17 protein-coding genes are annotated in these 17732 nt (G+C 41.1%); 12 read left to right on the top strand and 5 right to left on the bottom strand.

What is annotated here, in order from left to right; all coding sequences use genetic code 11:
- Positions 1 to 44: 44 nt before the first annotated feature.
- Entirely contained in the window at positions 45 to 269 is a 225-nt protein-coding gene (locus IE080_RS14495) for a hypothetical protein (protein ID WP_189584081.1), read from the top strand.
- A 119-nt stretch (positions 270 to 388) separates the two neighbouring features.
- Here IE080_RS14495 and IE080_RS14490 read toward each other — a convergent pair whose 3' ends face one another.
- Positions 389 to 2098, bottom strand: coding sequence for a capsule assembly Wzi family protein (locus IE080_RS14490; protein ID WP_189584078.1), 1710 nt, complete (start codon positions 2096 to 2098; stop codon positions 389 to 391).
- Positions 2099 to 2102: 4 nt separating this feature from the next.
- Entirely contained in the window at positions 2103 to 2771 is a 669-nt protein-coding gene (locus tag IE080_RS14485) for a hypothetical protein (RefSeq protein WP_189584075.1), read from the bottom strand.
- A 173-nt stretch (positions 2772 to 2944) separates the two neighbouring features.
- Between IE080_RS14485 and wecB the strand changes: the two genes are divergently transcribed.
- The 7 genes from wecB to queG all read left to right on the top strand — a co-directional run bounded on the left by wecB (position 2945) and on the right by queG (position 10840).
- Complete coding sequence (gene wecB, locus IE080_RS14480) at positions 2945 to 4039, top strand: non-hydrolyzing UDP-N-acetylglucosamine 2-epimerase (protein WP_189584072.1); 1095 nt, start codon at positions 2945 to 2947, stop codon at positions 4037 to 4039.
- A complete protein-coding gene (locus IE080_RS14475; protein WP_189584069.1) occupies positions 4036 to 4515 on the top strand; it encodes a cupin domain-containing protein in 480 nt (159 codons plus the stop codon). Before wecB ends, IE080_RS14475 begins: the two co-directional genes overlap by 4 nt.
- A gap of 6 nt (positions 4516 to 4521) precedes the next feature.
- Complete coding sequence (locus tag IE080_RS14470) at positions 4522 to 5208, top strand: response regulator transcription factor (RefSeq protein ID WP_189584066.1); 687 nt, start codon at positions 4522 to 4524, stop codon at positions 5206 to 5208.
- Positions 5205 to 6569: a sensor histidine kinase gene (locus tag IE080_RS14465; protein WP_189584063.1), complete on the top strand. Its 1365-nt coding sequence runs from the start codon at positions 5205 to 5207 to the stop codon at positions 6567 to 6569. Before IE080_RS14470 ends, IE080_RS14465 begins: the two co-directional genes overlap by 4 nt.
- 207 nt (positions 6570 to 6776) lie before the next feature.
- The gene (omp85, locus tag IE080_RS14460; RefSeq protein WP_189584060.1) at positions 6777 to 8279 is read left to right on the top strand and encodes an Omp85 family outer membrane protein; all 1503 of its coding nucleotides are present in this window, start codon (positions 6777 to 6779) and stop codon (positions 8277 to 8279) included.
- A gap of 153 nt (positions 8280 to 8432) precedes the next feature.
- Positions 8433 to 9896, top strand: a complete 1464-nt coding sequence (locus tag IE080_RS14455; protein ID WP_189584057.1) for a pyruvate kinase — start codon at positions 8433 to 8435, stop codon at positions 9894 to 9896.
- 5 nt (positions 9897 to 9901) lie between these two features.
- Positions 9902 to 10840, top strand: a complete 939-nt coding sequence (gene queG / locus IE080_RS14450) for a tRNA epoxyqueuosine(34) reductase QueG (RefSeq protein ID WP_189584054.1) — start codon at positions 9902 to 9904, stop codon at positions 10838 to 10840.
- 93 nt (positions 10841 to 10933) lie between these two features.
- Here the strand turns inward: queG and IE080_RS14445 are convergent, their stop codons facing one another.
- Positions 10934 to 11122 carry a hypothetical protein gene (locus IE080_RS14445; protein ID WP_189584052.1) on the bottom strand — a complete coding sequence of 63 codons (189 nt, stop codon included), beginning with the start codon at positions 11120 to 11122 and terminating at the stop codon, positions 10934 to 10936.
- A gap of 117 nt (positions 11123 to 11239) precedes the next feature.
- Here IE080_RS14445 and IE080_RS14440 point away from each other — a divergent pair, with 117 nt between their 5' ends.
- From IE080_RS14440 to IE080_RS14430, 3 genes are read left to right on the top strand one after another with little or no spacing between them, the layout of a single operon-like run.
- Positions 11240 to 12691: a BatD family protein gene (locus IE080_RS14440; RefSeq protein WP_189584049.1), complete on the top strand. Its 1452-nt coding sequence runs from the start codon at positions 11240 to 11242 to the stop codon at positions 12689 to 12691.
- Positions 12691 to 13767, top strand: a complete 1077-nt coding sequence (gene aroC, locus IE080_RS14435) for a chorismate synthase (protein WP_189584046.1) — start codon at positions 12691 to 12693, stop codon at positions 13765 to 13767. Before IE080_RS14440 ends, aroC begins: the two co-directional genes overlap by 1 nt.
- Positions 13768 to 13784: 17 nt before the next feature.
- The gene (locus IE080_RS14430; RefSeq protein ID WP_189584043.1) at positions 13785 to 15137 is read left to right on the top strand and encodes a dicarboxylate/amino acid:cation symporter; all 1353 of its coding nucleotides are present in this window, start codon (positions 13785 to 13787) and stop codon (positions 15135 to 15137) included.
- Between the two features lie 222 nt (positions 15138 to 15359).
- On the opposite strand, the gene IE080_RS14425 is transcribed toward IE080_RS14430, so the two are convergent.
- Both IE080_RS14425 and IE080_RS14420 read right to left on the bottom strand, forming a co-directional pair.
- Positions 15360 to 15644 (bottom strand): addiction module antidote protein, encoded by a 285-nt coding sequence (locus IE080_RS14425; RefSeq protein ID WP_189584041.1) that lies wholly within the window; start codon positions 15642 to 15644, stop codon positions 15360 to 15362.
- A 4-nt stretch (positions 15645 to 15648) separates the two neighbouring features.
- Positions 15649 to 15948, bottom strand: coding sequence for a type II toxin-antitoxin system RelE/ParE family toxin (locus IE080_RS14420; protein ID WP_189584039.1), 300 nt, complete (start codon positions 15946 to 15948; stop codon positions 15649 to 15651).
- A 704-nt stretch (positions 15949 to 16652) separates the two neighbouring features.
- Here IE080_RS14420 and ltrA point away from each other — a divergent pair.
- Positions 16653 to 17732, top strand: a 1080-nt coding sequence (ltrA, locus tag IE080_RS14415) for a group II intron reverse transcriptase/maturase (RefSeq protein WP_189584034.1), incomplete at its 3' end; no start/stop codon positions are given.

Raw genomic sequence — 17732 nt, 5'->3', positions numbered from 1 at the left:
TCCTGTTAGGAAGGTACCTAACCGGAGTTTAAAATTTTAAGACCATGAAATATTTAACTCTTCTTGTAATTTGGATGGTTTTGACTGTTACGTCGTATGGACAGTCACTGGACCAAGAGAAGCTCAACAGCTATTTTGATGCGCTGGTCAATGCAGATAAAATGATGGGCGCTGCTATGATGGTTAAAGATGGAAATATCTCTAAGCCTAGAGGGTGGAAAATTAATTGGAAGAGCAACGGGTCAACCTTCTTTTCCTCTTACCTATGAAGGAGACTATCTTTTCAGCTTTAGCCCTGCGAGTTTAACCCTTCAATTCTCACCTGATTCAGATAAGATGCTCTTGAAGCAAGGAGGTATGACCTTCGAATTTAAGAAGAAATAAAAACCTATTTGAGGATATAAGCTAATCCAACTGTGGCTACCCAATTGTTTCTATCCAAGCCGGGCACAAAGTAGCTGTCCGGCTGATTTTCTAAAAACCAGGTATAGTTGAGGGTGTTGACATAGCGCACATGTGTGTTGACTAATAAGTTGCCAAATCTCCAATCGGCCACTAATGCTGGTACTAAGTCCACATACTTGATTCTCCAATCTTTGGAAGCTTCGAAGCGAAAGTAATAGAAGTCGTTGTTGTAGACAATTCGTTCAAACTGAAAAGCTACCCGGTTGAAATTTTTCACCCAACCCAATTCAATCCAGTTGACATTCGCAGCAGGTCCATAACCCAACCCTAGTACTTGTCCTTGGTGTGTATATCCGTGTCTTACGTGATCGTGGATATACCAAGTGTCCAAATTTTGTATGCTTTCGCGAATAGTCTGACCAGTTTGGGTCATTTCAGCGCTGATTTGTAGAAAAGTATCACTTTTTTTCAAAGGCACTAAATTAGAAAAGCCTAAAGTGAAGCCTCTATTTCTTTCTGGGGTAATGATAAAATCTGCAAAACGTCTGCTATTTCCATTTGTTCCATACTCTCCATAGAATTCAAAATGACCTTCTTGACTCATCCAACGAAAAAACCCAGAACTAAATTGCTGTCTTCTACCAGTGGCAGGGTTTGGGAGATTACTTAATCGTTTCTGTCCATTAAAAAAAGGAACGTGATCTCCGAGGTTTTCCATATCTTCGGTGTACACATTATTTGTGGCAGAGTATCCCAAAAATAGACCTGGTACCCATTTTGGTTGGTAGCTAAATATTATTCCAGAAAGGTTTCTGTCTCCATTTTCTCTTTTAGGCCATAGTACACTTGTTTGCTGAATTAAAACATCAGAGTGAGGCGGTAAGTAACCAGATGCCCGTAATTGCCCTGCAAGTATTAGCTGTCCTTCAAAACTACCAATGAGGGTCTGTTTAGGTTTGGTTGTATTCAGAGTAATATGAGCAAAACCAGGAGCGTTGTTACTCAAAATTAGTGAGTTTTTTCTTGAAGGTCCCCACCACAAATTTTCAGTAGATAAACCTACTGAAAAACCGTGCGAATTGAAACGGATGCTTGACTGTCCTGGCAACATACGGTTAATTGGTGCTGTTCCCATTCTTTCAGGCATATCAATCCTATTCATATATTCATAGTAGTATAGAATAGTAGCTTGGTGCTCAATAGGGAATCCCAAAAAATCTCTATTTTGTGCTAAGTGTATTTCAGGCTGTAATTGTAAGCTAAATTTTCCATATTGAAAATATAACCCTCCCGAAATCACATTTTGAAGGCCTCTGTTAGGTACCATTGCGCCGTTATTTAATCCAAAAGCATACTCTGAATTGTATTGGCTACGGATACTTATGGGCATCGCCAACAAAACTCCTTCAATTCCATTTTTAGTGAATTTCTCATTAAATGAAGAGTTGTCTAAATCTTGAAATGTACTATCCAAATCAAATCCTGTATATCTATCGAAAGCGTAAACAGGGAAAAGTGGTCTAATACTTAAAGAAGATTGTCCATCTATTTTACCAAGGAGCTGTGCTCTTCGAATATATTCCTCTAAGACAGGAGTATGAATTGGAAGCGTTTGCCCAAGTGACTCCGAAAGATACCCAAACCCCAAAAAACCATAGGCGGCCAAAAGAATAGTTATACATTGATTTTTCATCGCATTAGATTACAACCATAGTGGTTACCTTAATTTTATTGATTGACCAACTTTCATCACAGACTGGATTAGGATTTTCAAATTGAAATAGTTCATCTCCAAAGGTTATTGAAACATTTCTGTCTGTATGAGAGATTAATTGAACTACCATATACCTAGTAGTATAATTTTGGAAAGCACCAAAAATACATAGGCCTGGCAAATTTGTTTGAATGGCACCTTCCTTTGGGAAGTTTTGTCTCATAAAATTATGGGGATACGATTGCCTCAAACAAAAAGTAGACTCGCAAGGAGAATTGGAAAAAGTTGTTCTAAAAATTTCCTTATCATCCACTTTCATGTACCAAAAATCAGGTCCATTAAACCCATCGTTAACATTTCCATCCCAACTATCATGAATGAGAATTTCGACTTCTATTTTCACTACATTATGACCGGGAAGATCATTGATTGTTAAAGTTGTTTCTTCATTGTTGAAAAAGCCCAGTAATGTATCTCCATGGAAAACAAATAGTTTTGCATTTACAATACCATTTAAATCAAGTGTAGAGAAATCATTTTCATAAACAACTTCTTGACTTTCTAATCTGTCTACGGTGCAAGAAGTAAATAACAAAACGAAAAAGATCAAGCTGTAAAATATATTAAAAATGCCTTTTGTACTTAATTTCATAACATGAATAATTGTAAGCAATCATTTATCACATCAAATCTATCAAAAAATAAAGACTTATTAAATAAATCTGAAAAATCTTTAATTTTTGTGTTTTGCTAACAAGAAACTTATTGCAATTGGGTAAAAGAGTTTTTTATGGTTAATTTGTTGTTGAAATTACTTTCAACAATATGATCCAACTAACTTTAGTGGCTGGGGCAAGGCCAAATTTTATGAAAATAGCTCCCATTGTGCACGCCATACAAGCCAAACAGCAAGCAGGTGTTAGCATTTCATTTCGACTGATTCACACGGGGCAACATTACGATAAAAAGATGTCGGGAGATTTTTTTGAGCAATTGAATATTCCTGAACCCCATGCGAACCTTGGTGGCGGAGGTGGCACACAGGCTGAGCAAACAGCCGCTATCATGGTGGCATTCGAAAAAGAATTATTGGCCCATAGACCCGATTTAGTGATTGTAGTAGGTGATGTAACCTCCACGCTCGCTTGTTCTATTGCGGCCAAAAAATTGGTTATTGATGTGGCCCATGTAGAAGGTGGAATTCGTTCCGGTGACTTGAGTATGCCAGAGGAAATCAATAGAATGGTTACCGACTCCATCACGGATCATTTTTTTACCACTTCAGAGATAGCTAATAATAATCTTCGCCAATTAGGTTTTGATGATTCATCGATCCACTTTGTAGGGAATACCATGATCGATACCCTGATGGCGAACATGCCTCGATTCAAGAGGCCTGATGGAGAATTATTTGATCAGCTTGTAGCTGGTGAATATTTTGTCATGACCATGCATAGGCCTGCCAATGTGGATCAAGAAGAAAAGTTGAAGCAGATGATAGATGCGATCTTGGATGGTACGGGTGATTTACCAATCGTGTTTCCAGTACATCCACGTACGGCCAAGAATTTGGAGCAATTGGGCATTAGTTCTTCTCGCTTGCATATGACAGAACCACTATCCTATTTGGAATTCAATTACTTGGTGAAAAATGCCAAAGGTGTCATTACCGATTCCGGAGGGATTACAGAGGAAGCTTCGGTTATGAATGTTCCTTGCATTACGCTACGGGATAATACAGAAAGAGCTGAAACTGTGGAATTAGGAACTAATGAGCTGGTAGGAACAAACCCTGCAAATCTCCCACCCTATTTGAAAAAATTGATGGCAGGTGAGTGGAAAAGCTACCAAGGGATTCCGCTTTGGGACGGAAAGACCTCAGAGAGAATCGTATCAAAAATAATTAACCTATACTCATGAATGCTAAAGTGATGCGTTTGGTGAACCAATTAGGGCTAACACCCCATCCTGAGGGGGGCTTCTATAAGGAAGTTTATCGCTCCGATCGCGAGCTTGCCACAAGTCAGGGGACAAGAAGTTTGAGCACCTGCATCTACTTTCTCCTAACCTCAGATAACTGCTCCAAATTTCATCAAATCCAAAGTGATGAGTTGTGGTTTTGGCATGAAGGAGATCCGATTACCATCCATACGTTAGGAGACAGTGGTTACCAAACCTTATTGCTAGGCTCTTCAGAAGTAGCGGGTTATCAGCCTTTTCAATTAGTTAAGGGAGGGTTGGTTTTTGGGTCTACAGTTGATACTCCCGGTGGCTTTGCCTTGGTGTCCTGTGTAGTTTCCCCAGGCTTTGACTTTGCCGAGTTTAAATTGTTTTCCAAAGAAGAGCTACTCCAAACTTGGCCTGAGGAAGAAAAAATCATTTCAAGACTAACTTAATATCTTATGCAAGTACAACTCCTTCTGATCGAAGATGACGAAAGACTTTCTTCTGTCATCAAGAAAAGCTTGGAAGAGGAAGGCTATGAGGTGTTGGCTGCATTTGATGCAGAAATGGGCTTTCGCCTGTACGAAAGTCAACCATTTGACTGCGTCATTACAGATTTAATCTTGCCAAGAGGTAGTGGATTTGATCTTTGTAAAAAAATTAGGGCAACAGGCAGTGCAGTTCCCATTATTATGCTTACCGCTTTGGGGAAGACTGATGAGAAACTGGAGGGATTTGATGCAGGTGCAGATGATTACTTGGTAAAGCCTTTTGATTTGCGGGAATTGGTGGCACGTATTAAATCGCTTTTGAAGCGTACTACTTATGAGAGAGTAACTCAATCCACCGAATTAGTCTACTCAGAACTTGCCATTGATTTTCATAAAAAAAAGGCTTTTCGGAAAGGAGAAGAATTAGCCTTGACGCCAAAGGAGTACAATTTATTGGAGTATTTTTTGAAGCATCCGGAGCGAGTCATTTCCAGGGAAGAAATTGCCAAAGAAGTCTGGAATCTGAATTTCGATACCGGCACGAATATCATTGATGTGTATATCAACTATCTTCGAAAGAAAGTGGATAAGCCCTTTGATTTCCAGCTTATTCATACCCGCCCAGGTATGGGCTTTATCCTGCAACAACCATGAATTTAAAAACTAGGATAACACTTTGGTTTACCGCACTGACCGTGCTTATTCTAGTGGTCTTTATGGGCATCATTTATTTTTCTGCCTACCAAAACCGCCTGTCGGAATTTTATGAAATACTTGAAAAGGAAGCGATCACGAAAGCCAATCTTTTGTTGGATACTTCCTTAGATGCGGAGACCTTACAGACCATTTACCGCAAAAACAGGGAAATTCTTTACGAAGTGGAGGTAGCTATATACGATTCGCAGGAAAATCTAATTTACCATGATGCAGTAGATATTGATTTTGTCAAAGAAACTCCTGAAATGTTTGAAGCTATCAGGCAGAGCCGGCAACTTAGATTTTTGCAGGATAATTGGCAAGTCCTGGGTTTTGAATACGAGTTGGATGGAAAAAAGTACCTGATTACTTCTGCTGCCTATGATTATTATGGATACAACAAGCTACAAAATGTACGGGATACCATGATTATTTCGCTTCTGCTGGGCTTGGTATTGTTGGTATTGTTAGGATTTTATTTTTCCAAGCGTATGCTGAGGCCTGTGTCTGAAATGATCGTGGAAGCGGAAATGATTTCTGCGTCCAACCTTCATCTGAGGTTGAGGGAGTCGAATACGAAAGATGAATTGAATCAATTGGCACAAACAGTCAACAAGCTGCTTGAGCGACTGGAAAAATCTTTTGACTCACAACGACAGTTTGTTTCCTATGTAGCCCACGAAGTACGCACACCATTAGCAGCAATGATTACAGAATTGGAGTGGGTATTACAAAAAGAACGCGATGTTTCCGAATATCAAGATACCATTGAAAACATCTTACAGGATAGCCACAAACTGAGTAAGCTGACGAGCGATCTGTTGGATTTTGCCAAAGCTAATTATGATCGCTCAGAGGTGAAATTCAAAGAGACTAGGATAGATGAAGTACTGCTGGAGGCTAGTCAGCAAGTACAGCATGAAAATCCAGAATTTAAAATTGAAATAGAGTTTGGGGATAGCTTTGAAGAACAAGAAATCAGTGTGGAGGGCAATGAATACCTGCTGGTGCTAGCGTTGAAAAATCTCATTCATAATGCCTGCAAATTCTCCAAAGAAAAATCTTGTCAGGTGGGTGTAGATGTCAGTGGTCAACTTATCCAGTTAAAAATAAGTGATCAAGGAATAGGCATTCCACCCAAAGAGCTAAGTAAAATTTTTGATCCGTTTTTTAGAGGGAGTAATAAGAGTTTTTCAAAAGGATCGGGTATTGGCTTGACACTTGTCAAAAAAATCATAGACCTGCATGAAGGCTCTTTAGATGTACAATCTGAGATTGGGAAAGGCACCAAGATTCTTATCCAACTACGCAGGAATTAAGTATTCTAATGGAATTCTAATATTTCTTTAATACCCTTTTAACAGTCATTGAGGAGCCTTTGCCGTACTTTTGTAAAAAATAATAAACGGTATATCATGGCCCCTATTCCACATATTACACACATTTTATTTTGATTTTTATCTCCAAGTCCTTGCTGGAGGTATCAATCATTTGCTCCAGTATTCACCTAATTAAAACTAGCCAACATGAAAAAAATACTTACCCTATTGCTTTTAGCAATTAGCTTACATGTAAGCGCTCAAACAGAAATGACAACTCAGCAAATGTTATTGCATAAAAATGCTGACCGCTTGTCTATCATGGACACCTTGGAGTTACCATTTGAGATTTCAGCCGAAAAGAGACTGTCCAAAGAGGATATCCTTAACAAAAAAGAGGGTTTCTTCGTGACTGGACTGCCAAGATTTGAGTTTGACCCTATCCGTGGCTTTGGGGTTGGTGGAAATGTTTTTTTCTTCCAAAACAAAACTAAAGAAGACCCTTTCTTCTACTATACTCCCTATAGATACAGTATCAACTCCGAGTTGTTTGTTTTCGAAAACGGGCGAATCAAAGCTGCGATTAACTTAGATGTCCCCTATGTATTTAATACTAAGTGGAGATTACGGGCAGATGCAGTATTCTGGGAAGATCCAAATGCTCAATATTGGGGGATTGGAAGAGAGTCCTTAAATAGATTGACTTTTGCAGATAAATCCGGAGGTACTGATGGGTCTCTTCGAAGATTTAACCGAGTGAATGACTACGAGGATAATTTAAGAATTGCTGTTCCAGCAGCCAATGGAGGCTTTTTGACAGATACGCACTTCAATCAGTTTATTCAGCGTGAGAAATTATTCAATTTCTTGGGTGAGCGGGTAGAGATGGGTGGTAAACTCAGAATTATGTTTGGCTATGAGATGTTGTTTACAGCCTTTGAGGATTATACTGGAAAAATTGCTGAGGAGGCTTTTTTACCCAATGGGACCGCTGTGGAGGCAGTTCAAAGACCTACGCTGGCCAATATTCAAAAAAATGATGGGACATGGGATCGGTTTAATTTGGCCGGATTTTCAGATCGTATGCAATTCACGAGTATGCTAGCTGCTGCCTTGATTTATGATACCCGTGACTTGGAACCTGATCCAAGCAAAGGGGTTTTCTTACAATATTCTCATGAATACTCAGCGCCTTGGTTAGGCTCGGATTTCAACTTCAACAAGTTTATGGTTCAAGGGCAGTTTATCCATACATTCCATCGTTGGAAGAATGATAGAAACCGATTAACCTTCGCTGGTTTAGCTGCCTTTGGCCACATCTTTGGTCCAAAGATCAACTTTATTGAAATGTGGGATTTATCTTCTCAGGCCGAAGCGGGAGGCATTCTTGTATTAGGTGGAGGTCGATCGCTGAGAGGGTTTAGAGAAGCACGTTTCTTAGCACCAACTGTGGGCTTGGTAAACCTAGAGATGAGAGCACGCTTACATGATTTCAATGCATTCAATCAACACTTTGCTTTAGGAATTACCCCATTCTATGATTTTGGTACCGTATGGGAAGGAATTCGGGATGTTTCTTTGACAGAGTTTAGAGGTGCGCCGGGTATCGGTGGTCGAATCGCTTGGAACCAATCTACCATCCTTCGTTTGGACTATGCCCAAAGTAGAGAAGGAGGTCAGTTCTTCTTTGGATTTGGCCATATCTTCTAGGATTGGATTACATACCTTTGGTATATCGAAAGAAAGCAGCTATTTTAGAACTTATGAGTCAGAATAGCTGCTTTTTTGTTGCAAAACTTAACATTGCTTTCTTTTCCCTTCGTTTTTTAATGGTTAACTTCGGACTCAATAAACCCGGTTTTTATGGAGTCCAACGATTTGGATTTTATTCAAGCACAACTTGAGCAAATTGAGGAGTTGATGCATCAGGCTACCGCAGAGCGTGAATCCTTGATTCAGCAAATCCACCCTTCCCAATTCTATGCTGCCAAGAACTTGCTCCATTACCTTGTTTTGAGAAGCATTGATATCCGGGAGTTACAGGTTTTACTCCACATTTATGGACTCTCATCCATTGCCAGTTCGGAAAGCCATGTGCTCAGACAGGTGCAATCCATTCAGGAACGACTTGGTAGAGTGTATGATACCATTGATGCCGTTTCCTTTTCCCTAAGTAATGTGTTGATCAAACAAAAGAGCGAGAAACTTTTTGGGAAAAAGAAGGAAGCCGATATTCCTGCATTGATGGTCACCTTTGACAGTCACTTTGCAGAGGATTATGCCTTGGTGAAAAATTTATTGAAAGGGGGTATGGGAATCGCTCGAATCAACTGCGCTCATGATGACGAACACGTATGGCAGAACATGATTCAGCATATCAAAAAGGCGAGCGAAGAAACCGGATTAGATTGTAAAATTTATATGGACTTGGCCGGGCCGAAAATCCGCATAAGATTAATGGGTAAAGGCAAGGATAAGGGCAAAGTGAAGGTGAAAGAGGGGCAATTGATTTGGATGGCTGAGTCAACTGAGGGAATTCCCAAGGGAGAAGTAGTCATCAGTCCCAATGAGCTGGGTATCGTAGAAAAAATCCGAGTAGGTGATCGGGTGTATTTAGATGATGGAGTCATTCGGTGCTTGACCGAAAAAGTAAAGAAAGGAAAAGTTGGCTTGCGCATTACCCGAGTATCCAATCCAAAATCGCAGATAAAAAACGAAAAAGGAATCAATTTCCCAGATACAATTTTGGATATTGACTCTCTGACAGATTTTGATCGCTCCTGCCTGCCGTTTATTGCCGCCAATGCAGATTTGATCGGATACTCCTTCGTTCGCAAGCCTACAGATATTCAGGAATTAAGAGCAGCGTTTCTACGTATCGGAGCTACTATCCCGGGATTGATTATAAAGATTGAAACACCGGAAGCAGTGAGGCATTTGCCTGATTTGCTGTTTGAGGGGATGCGGGAACCTGAATTTGGTGTAATGATTGCCAGAGGGGATTTGGCTGTGGAAATCGGATTTGAGCGTATGGCGGAAATTCAGGAAGAAATTCTTTGGATTTGTGAGGCAGCCCATGTACCGGTGGTTTGGGCCACACAAGTGTTGGAAACACTCAACAAGTCAGGCATCGCTACCCGATCTGAAATTTCCGATGCTGCCTTGAGTGCAGGTGCTGAGTGTGTGATGCTCAACAAAGGAGCACATACGATCAAAGTGTTGACGACTTTGAAAGATATTTTGAAAAGGACTTCCTCCCATCGTGCCAAAAAACGCTTTACCTTTAGACCTTTGAAAATCGCAGAACGGTTTTTAGAAGCTACCTAAGTAACATGCAATTACCTTCACAACGCTATGCAGCACTCATCAAGAAACAGGCCCAAGAGTTGGGCTTTGCGTATTGTGGTATTGCTAAGGCAGATTTTTTGGAGGAAGAAGCACCTAAATTAGAAGCTTGGCTGAATCAAAACTATCATGGACAAATGGCCTACATGGCCAATCACTTTGATAAGCGTCTTGACCCGCGCCTGTTGGTAGATGGAGCCAAGACAGTCATCAGCTTGGTGTACAATTACTACCCCGAATCCCGCTTACCTGAAGGTCCAGAAGATCTTAAAATCGCCAAATATGCCTATGGTCAAGACTACCATCATGTCATAAAGGATAAGTTGAAGCTTTTTCTGGAGAATCTGAAAGCAGCTATTGGAGAAATCAATGGTCGGGCATTTGTGGATTCGGCCCCAGTCATGGAGCGCCAATGGGCACAAAAATCAGGGATTGGTTGGTTAGGAAAAAACAGCTTATTGCTGACACGGAATATGGGTAGTTTTTTCTTTTTGGCCGAACTCATTATTGACTTGGAAGTAGCACCTGACCCACCGATGGTCAAGGACTTCTGTGGTACCTGTACCCGCTGCATCGATGCCTGTCCGACAGATGCGATTGTTGGGGACGGGGTGATTGATGCTTCCCGTTGCATTTCCTATTTCACGATTGAATTGAAGGATTCTTTACCAGATTCTTTCAAAGGAACTTTTGGTAATTGGATATTTGGCTGCGACATCTGTCAGGATGTATGTCCCTGGAACCGTTTTTCCAAGCCCCATCAAGAACCAAAGTTTTTACCTTCGGAAGGACTCAAAGAGCTGAAGCTTCAAGATTGGTTGGAACTGACAGAAGAGACGTTCAATAAGGTGTTTCCAAAATCTGCGGTGAAGCGTACAAAATTGAAAGGCTTGAAAAGAAATATTGATTTTTGCTCTGAGGATTGATTTTTTCAAAAAAATAGCAATGATTCTAAGATAAGTTAATGCGTGGTAACCTTTAAAAAATGTTAAATAAAAAAGGGCTGTGATCAGCCCTTTTTATGCATACGCTACGAAATATTTATTTAACACCGGTTCATATCGACCAGAGAAATTACGATAACACCAGTCTCTGAATTCTTCTATTTCACTGGCCATGAGTAGGTTAAATGCTTTTTTCAGCTCTTTCTCGAAGAGCCGCTTGTCAAAGCTGACTTTGGTTAGAATTGTTTTTACATACTCTAGCATAGGTCAAAGAATTATGGGTTTATAACTATAATTATCCGTGTATACGTTGTGTAATTAGGTTTGTTGCGTTTGAAATATAGACTTAATTTGCAAATCCTAAGGTACCATTAAAAAAATATGCCTCGATTATTCATTCTCCGCCTCATTGCTGTATGTTGTTTGTTCTTTTCTTTGACTGCTCAAGCTCAAGAAGTAGTGATCGAATTGGGTAGTGATGAAATTGCATTAAATGAGACCTTCAGTATCAAAGTGACGATAGCCAATGATCGTATTCGCTCTTATGATGAATTCCCGGATATCTTGGGCTTCACTAAGCAAGGGATTACGCAATCCTCATCCATGAATGTGATCAATGGACAAGTCAGCAGCACCAATAGCATCATACAATACTATAAACCTACACGAAAAGGAGAGTTTACCCTTTCAAGGTTTTCTGTAAAAATCAATGGTTCGGATTATAGTTCTCCAGGTAAAACCATCAAAGTGATTGATCCTAGGCCTGCGCAGAGACAATCTAGTGTATTCGATGCATTTGACAATCTCTTTGGTGGAGGTGCAGGTACACGGGAAGAGCCTGAGTTTATTGAAATCGAAGACGATGCCTTTTTTGCTTCATCAGTAGATAAGTCAGAGGTATTTGTGGGAGAGGGAGTGAATATCAGTTTGGCATTTTACATGTCAGAAACCAATCAGGCTCCTTTTCAATTCTATGAACCTGGAAGACAATTGGATGAGATATTGAAAAAGTTGAAGCCCACCAATGCTTGGGAGGAGAATTTTAATATCACCAATATCCAACCGGAGCGTGTGACCTTTAATGGTAAAAACTGGACCAAGTACAAGGTCTATGAAGCTACTTTCTTTCCTTTTTCACCGGGAGAAGTGAGCATCCCGCCGATTGCTTGGGAAATGATCAAGTATAGAGTAGCAAGAAATCCCTCGTTCTTTGGGAGCAACCGCTTGGAGGACTTTAAAACTTTTTATTCTTCTGCCAAGTCCATCAAGGTAAAACCACTTCCTCCCCATCCGTTAAGAGACGAAATCAGTGTGGGTATTTTCCAACTACGGGAGAATATTTCCCAATTAGATGTAGAAACAGGACAAGGCTTTACTTATAATTTCTCAGTGACTGGAGAGGGAAATATCAATTCTGTTTCTCCTCCCAAAACGAGACAGATTCACAAACTCAACACCTATGACCCAAATGTGCGCCAACAAATCAATCGCGGGATGGGGAAAGTGACCGGTATCAAGGAGTTTAGCTATTACCTCACCATCAATGAACCTGGAGAGGTGGCTTTAGGCAATCATTTTGAGTGGATTTATTTCAATCCTGTTTTGGCAAAATACGACACCTTAAGACCGAAAGCGGTCATCAACGTCACAGGTGAATCCAAAGTCAATCAGGCAATATCCAATCAGCGATTGGGAGGAATTTACGATTTGATACCTATTGAGAGTAATAAACTTTTATACGAGCGATATAAGTATTATTTTTCCATCTCGATCAATATTTTATTGCTCGCTTCGGTCATTTTGTTGGCCTTTTTGATTGTAAAGAAGAGATAATGGGGAATAGTTTCGGAAAAATATTTAAGATAAGTACGTTTGGTGAGTCCCATGGATTGGGCTTAGGAGTAGTGATAGAAGGCTGTCCTGCGGGCTTGGAGATTGATGAGGCTTTCATCGTGCAGGAAATGCAGCGAAGAAAGCCTGGACAATCCAAAATCACCACACAACGGAAGGAAGAAGATGAGTTTAAAATCCTTTCCGGTGTTTTTGAAGGAAAATCAACAGGTACCCCGATCGGTATGGTCATCATGAATACTGACCAAAAAAGTAAAGATTATGGGCATATCGCTGATAAATTTAGACCTTCACACGCTGACTTCACCTATTTCGAGAAATACGGTATCCGTGATTATAGAGGAGGAGGCAGAAGCAGTGCCAGGGAAACAGCTGCACGAGTTGCAGCTGGTGCTATTGCCAAAATGATGCTGAAGCATTACGGAATCAGCATTCAGGCATATGTCAGCCAAGTGGGCAGTCTTGCTTTGGAACAGTCTTACCAAGAATTGGATCTATCCAAAACAGAAGATAGCATCGTCAGGTGTCCCGACCCCCAAAAGGCGGAAGAAATGATCAGTCTTATTGACGAGGTCAGAAAAAGCAGAGATACCATTGGCGGCATAGTGAGTTGTGTGGCTACGGGAGTGCCTGCGGGATTAGGAGAACCAGTCTTTGATCGGCTTCATGCGGAGTTGGGAAAGGCCATGTTGAGTATCAATGCTGTCAAAGGATTTGAATATGGCAGTGGCTTTGAAGGAGTCAAAATGAGAGGTTCGGAGCATAATGATGCTTTTTATCAGGAAGGTGATCGAGTTCGCACACGAACCAATCACTCCGGAGGAATCCAGGGTGGAATTTCCAATGGAGAGGATATTTATTTCAAGGTTGCCTTTAAGCCAGTGGCCACCATCATGATCGATCAGGAATCTGTCAATGAAGGGGGAGATTCTGTGACTGTTTCCGGCAAAGGAAGACATGATCCTTGCGTAGTCCCTCGGGCGGTGCCTATCGTGGAAGCCATGGCAGCACTTGTATTAGCCGATTACCTGCTTATTAGCAGAACCAATAAACTTTAAAAAGTAAACCCAACAGTATGTTCAAGAAAATACCCTTACACACCCAAATCATCATAGGATTGGTTTTAGGTTTAGTTTTTGGTCTTGTGATCATTCAGTTTGGTATTTCACCACAATTTACGGTGGATTATATCAAGCCCATCGGGACCATATTTATCAATTCCTTGAAGATGATTGCCGTGCCATTGGTCTTGGCATCGCTGATTGTAGGGGTTGCTAACTTGGGAGATATATCCAAATTGTCCAGAATTGGAGGAAAAACCATCCTTGCCTATTTGATTACAACGGTTGTCGCGATTACGCTTGGCTTATTGTTGGTCAATATATTTGAGCCGGGAGAAAAATTACCCCAAGAAACACGAGACAGTTTGATGGCTCAGTTTGATTCTCAGGCAGGTTCTAAAGCTGATATGGCTGCAGAAATTAAAGATGCAGGTCCTTTGCAGCCAATTGTGGATATAGTACCGGAAAACCTGATTGCAGCAGCAGCTAACAATGGAAGCATGCTTCAAGTCGTATTTTTTGCGATCATTGCAGGTATTGCTTTGCTACAGATTTCCAAGGATAAGGCGAAGACATTTACAGATTTCTTTGACGCCTTGAACGATGTGATTATCAAAATAGTTGAATACATCATGATGATTGCACCTTATGGAGTATTTGCCTTGATGGCCTCGCTCATTGTAGAAATAGCGGGAGACAATCCAGACTCTGCAGTTGAACTGTTGTTGGCTTTGTTGAAATACACAGTGATCGTGGTAGCAGGTTTGGCAATGATCATATTTGTAGTCTATGGTACAATTCTTAAATCCTTTACCAAAATCAAATTCTTTGACTTTTTGAAAGCCATGCGTCCCGCCATGCTATTGGGTTTCTCTACTTCTTCAAGTTCTGCTACGCTTCCTGTGACCATGAAAATTGTAGAGGAAGAAGTGGGTGTTTCTGAAGAGGTGAGCAGCTTTGTCTTGCCTTTGGGTGCAACGATTAATATGAACGGTACCAGTTTGTATCAGGCAGTAGCGGCTGTGTTTATTGCTCAGGCCTTGGGGATGGATTTGACGATTTCCCAGCAGTTGACCATTGTATTGACAGCAACTTTGGCAGCTATTGGTTCTGCGGGTGTACCTGGGGCAGGCTTGATCATGTTGATCATCGTGTTGGAGGCTATTGGTGTGCCAGGAGCAGGGGTGGCATTAATTATTGCTCCTGATAGAATTTTGGACATGTTCCGTACGGTGGTCAATATTACGGGTGATGCGACGGTTTGTGTGGCAGTAGCTTCCACAGAAGGAGAGTTACCGGATGGCCTGATCAGAGCTTCCAATCCTTTTACGCCAAGTGCGGAGGAACTGAATGTAAAGGGGGAGTAGTGAGCAGTTGACAGTGAGGATGGAACATTGAGACATCAGACCAGGCAGGTTTTTGAAACCTGCCTGGTCTAGTATTTTTCGTGGATGATCTTTATCGCTACTGGCACAATAGTTAAAAAATTTTCTTCCAGCCTACTCCTAACTTCTTAAAGATACTAAACTTTCGATTTACTGTAAGCCACCCGCTGTATCCAAGGTGATGTTATGGCATCGTTTTTCTTTTCACGTGGATAAAGGATTAATTCTTAATTGACCACCTACAGCTTTTAATACTTTCATTATTGTTTCAAATTGGGGTTTTGATCCTGTTGATAGGGCTTTATACAAACTTGGCCTACTCATCCCTGTTTCTTCCGCTATTTTGGACATACCAATTGCTTTTGCGATGTGCCCAAGCGCAACAACTACATCATCACTATCCCCTTCCTCCAAAACAGAATTTAAATATTCCGCAATCATTTCTTTACTATCCAAATAATCTGCAATATCAAATTTTGATGTTTCCATATTTCTACTTTTTTATCCTGTTCCAAATTTCCTTTGCTTTTTCAATATCCTTTTTTTGAGTTGGTTTTTCTCCCCCTAAAAGAAGAATAATGATTTTACCTTCCCTTTCCTTGAAGTAGATTCTATATCCTTTGGCATAATCTATTCTCAATTCAAGAATACCTTCACCAACCGGTTTACAATCTCCGAAATGTTCGTCATTTTCAAGTTTCTGGATCCTGAACAAAATTTTCGCTTTTGCTCTTAGATCCTTCAACTTTCTCAACCATTTGTCAAATTCAACAGTCTTTTCAATAAAATACATTTAATTACCTGTCTTCATTCGGATACAAAATTACATGTTTTTTCTAGATTTAAAAAGTCACTTCGAATATACTTAGGGTCTTTTAAAATATGCCAACGTTTTGCAGCTACCCGAAGGTGGCGATTTCGATGCACTTCACTGTCAGCCAAGCACAAACTTTGATAGAAGCACAAAGCTTGATTTAACCACAGAACCGCCACTTTTGGGTAGGTGCTGTGTGTGCCTTGAATGGTGAATATAGGTCAAAAAGTTGACCGTTCCAACGGGTGAAAGTCCCTTAAGCGCGGGGGTAACGTCCCGAAGCCAAGCAAGTGGCAAGCTGGTTTGCCGTGAGGCATGCAGTGAAGTAAGCCAGACTGCGGTGTCTGTACTGACGAACAGGAACCATATACGGAGGCTATGAGGTCGGATGAGGTGGCACAGCACACCGAAGTCCTAACCTTCCGCAAGGAAGGAAGCACCGAAGTAGTAGATATGGCAGGGATAGACACAAGGATATTCATCTTACCGAGGGAGGTCTCTGGGTGTCGGGAACACCAAAGAGAAGTCAGCCGAAGTCGTAGTAGTCGCCGGTAACGAGCTGTAAGAGCTACAGAGGTCTCACTGGGCAGCGAAGGACTGAACATTGGATTACGTCCAAATTCGATAGGGAGCAACTTTTGGGGTAGCCTTATCTTAAACGGACAGGGTTAACAGATTAAGCTATGATAGAAAAAGTACTCAATCGTAAGAACCTTTATAAAGCATACCGACAGGTAGTACGGAACAAAGGTTCGGCAGGGGTAGATGGCATGAAAATCACCGAACTGCTTTCCTACTTGGAAAGTAATAGGGATAATATTGCCATATCCATCCTGAACCATACGTATGCACCCAAACCTATCAAGGGGGTAGAGATACCCAAGAGCAACGGAAAGACAAGACTGCTTGGAGTTCCCACAGTAGTGGACAGATGGCTCCAACAGGCGGTAAGCCAAGTGCTGATGACCAAGTACGAACTTACGTTCGAGGAACACAGCTATGGCTTCCGTCCCGAAAAGAACATCCATAAGGCGGTAACACAGTCCCTGAAATACATCAATGATGGCTATCAGGATATAGTGGACATCGACCTTAAGGGATTCTTTGACGAGGTTGACCACTCGGTTCTACTTCAATTGATCTACCAACGGGTAAAATGTCCGACTACCCTAAGGCTTATCAGAAAGTGGCTGCGTGCACCAATCCAGATCAACGGAAAACTGCACAAACGTAGAAAAGGCGTCCCGCAAGGATCGCCACTCAGCCCACTACTGTCCAACATCCTTCTGGACTTATTGGACAAGGAACTGGAACGGAGAAACCTGAAATACGTCCGATATGCGGATGACTTCAGTATCTACACCAAGTCAAAGAAAGAAGCCAGAAAAGTAGGTAACGAGATTTACCTCTTCCTAAAGGATAAACTCAGACTACCTATTAACAGAGAGAAAAGTGGCATCCGAAGACCAACCAACTTTGAAATATTGGGACATGCATTTGTACCCACATACCAGAAAGGGGTTAAAGGAAAATACCAATTGGTAGTGAAGAAAAACAGCTGGGACTCTCTGAAACGAAAGCTTAAGCAGATTACCAAGAAAACCAAACCGTACAGCTTCGCTGAACGACTCCAAAAGCTCAAAGAGGTCTGGATGGGATGGGTAAACAATTACCGCCTAGCCAGTATCTCAGCAAAGCTGAAATCACTCGACGAGTGGCTAAGAAACCGACTTCGATACTGTATTTGGCATGACTGGAAAAAA

Origin of the sequence: Mongoliitalea lutea, assembly GCF_014652135.1 — a bacterium.
Classification (GTDB): domain Bacteria; phylum Bacteroidota; class Bacteroidia; order Cytophagales; family Cyclobacteriaceae; genus Mongoliitalea; species Mongoliitalea lutea.
Note: the sequence above shows the minus strand (reverse complement) of the source record. Positions and strands in the feature narration are given on the sequence as shown.

What these genes read in the sequence shown, in the direction of transcription:
- queG (WP_189584054.1), top strand. Translation starts at nt 9,902, where the DNA reads ATGCAATTACCTTCACAACGCTATGCAGCACTCATCAAGAAACAGGCC.
- IE080_RS14445 (WP_189584052.1), bottom strand. Translation starts at nt 11,122, where the DNA reads ATGCTAGAGTATGTAAAAACAATTCTAACCAAAGTCAGCTTTGACAAG.
- IE080_RS14475 (WP_189584069.1), top strand. Translation starts at nt 4,036, where the DNA reads ATGAATGCTAAAGTGATGCGTTTGGTGAACCAATTAGGGCTAACACCC.
- IE080_RS14420 (WP_189584039.1), bottom strand. Translation starts at nt 15,948, where the DNA reads ATGTATTTTATTGAAAAGACTGTTGAATTTGACAAATGGTTGAGAAAG.
- IE080_RS14455 (WP_189584057.1), top strand. Translation starts at nt 8,433, where the DNA reads ATGGAGTCCAACGATTTGGATTTTATTCAAGCACAACTTGAGCAAATT.
- IE080_RS14430 (WP_189584043.1), top strand. Translation starts at nt 13,785, where the DNA reads ATGTTCAAGAAAATACCCTTACACACCCAAATCATCATAGGATTGGTT.
- omp85 (WP_189584060.1), top strand. Translation starts at nt 6,777, where the DNA reads ATGAAAAAAATACTTACCCTATTGCTTTTAGCAATTAGCTTACATGTA.
- IE080_RS14440 (WP_189584049.1), top strand. Translation starts at nt 11,240, where the DNA reads ATGCCTCGATTATTCATTCTCCGCCTCATTGCTGTATGTTGTTTGTTC.
- IE080_RS14485 (WP_189584075.1), bottom strand. Translation starts at nt 2,771, where the DNA reads ATGAAATTAAGTACAAAAGGCATTTTTAATATATTTTACAGCTTGATC.
- IE080_RS14495 (WP_189584081.1), top strand. Translation starts at nt 45, where the DNA reads ATGAAATATTTAACTCTTCTTGTAATTTGGATGGTTTTGACTGTTACG.
- aroC (WP_189584046.1), top strand. Translation starts at nt 12,691, where the DNA reads ATGGGGAATAGTTTCGGAAAAATATTTAAGATAAGTACGTTTGGTGAG.
- IE080_RS14465 (WP_189584063.1), top strand. Translation starts at nt 5,205, where the DNA reads ATGAATTTAAAAACTAGGATAACACTTTGGTTTACCGCACTGACCGTG.
- wecB (WP_189584072.1), top strand. Translation starts at nt 2,945, where the DNA reads ATGATCCAACTAACTTTAGTGGCTGGGGCAAGGCCAAATTTTATGAAA.
- IE080_RS14470 (WP_189584066.1), top strand. Translation starts at nt 4,522, where the DNA reads ATGCAAGTACAACTCCTTCTGATCGAAGATGACGAAAGACTTTCTTCT.
- IE080_RS14425 (WP_189584041.1), bottom strand. Translation starts at nt 15,644, where the DNA reads ATGGAAACATCAAAATTTGATATTGCAGATTATTTGGATAGTAAAGAA.
- IE080_RS14490 (WP_189584078.1), bottom strand. Translation starts at nt 2,098, where the DNA reads ATGAAAAATCAATGTATAACTATTCTTTTGGCCGCCTATGGTTTTTTG.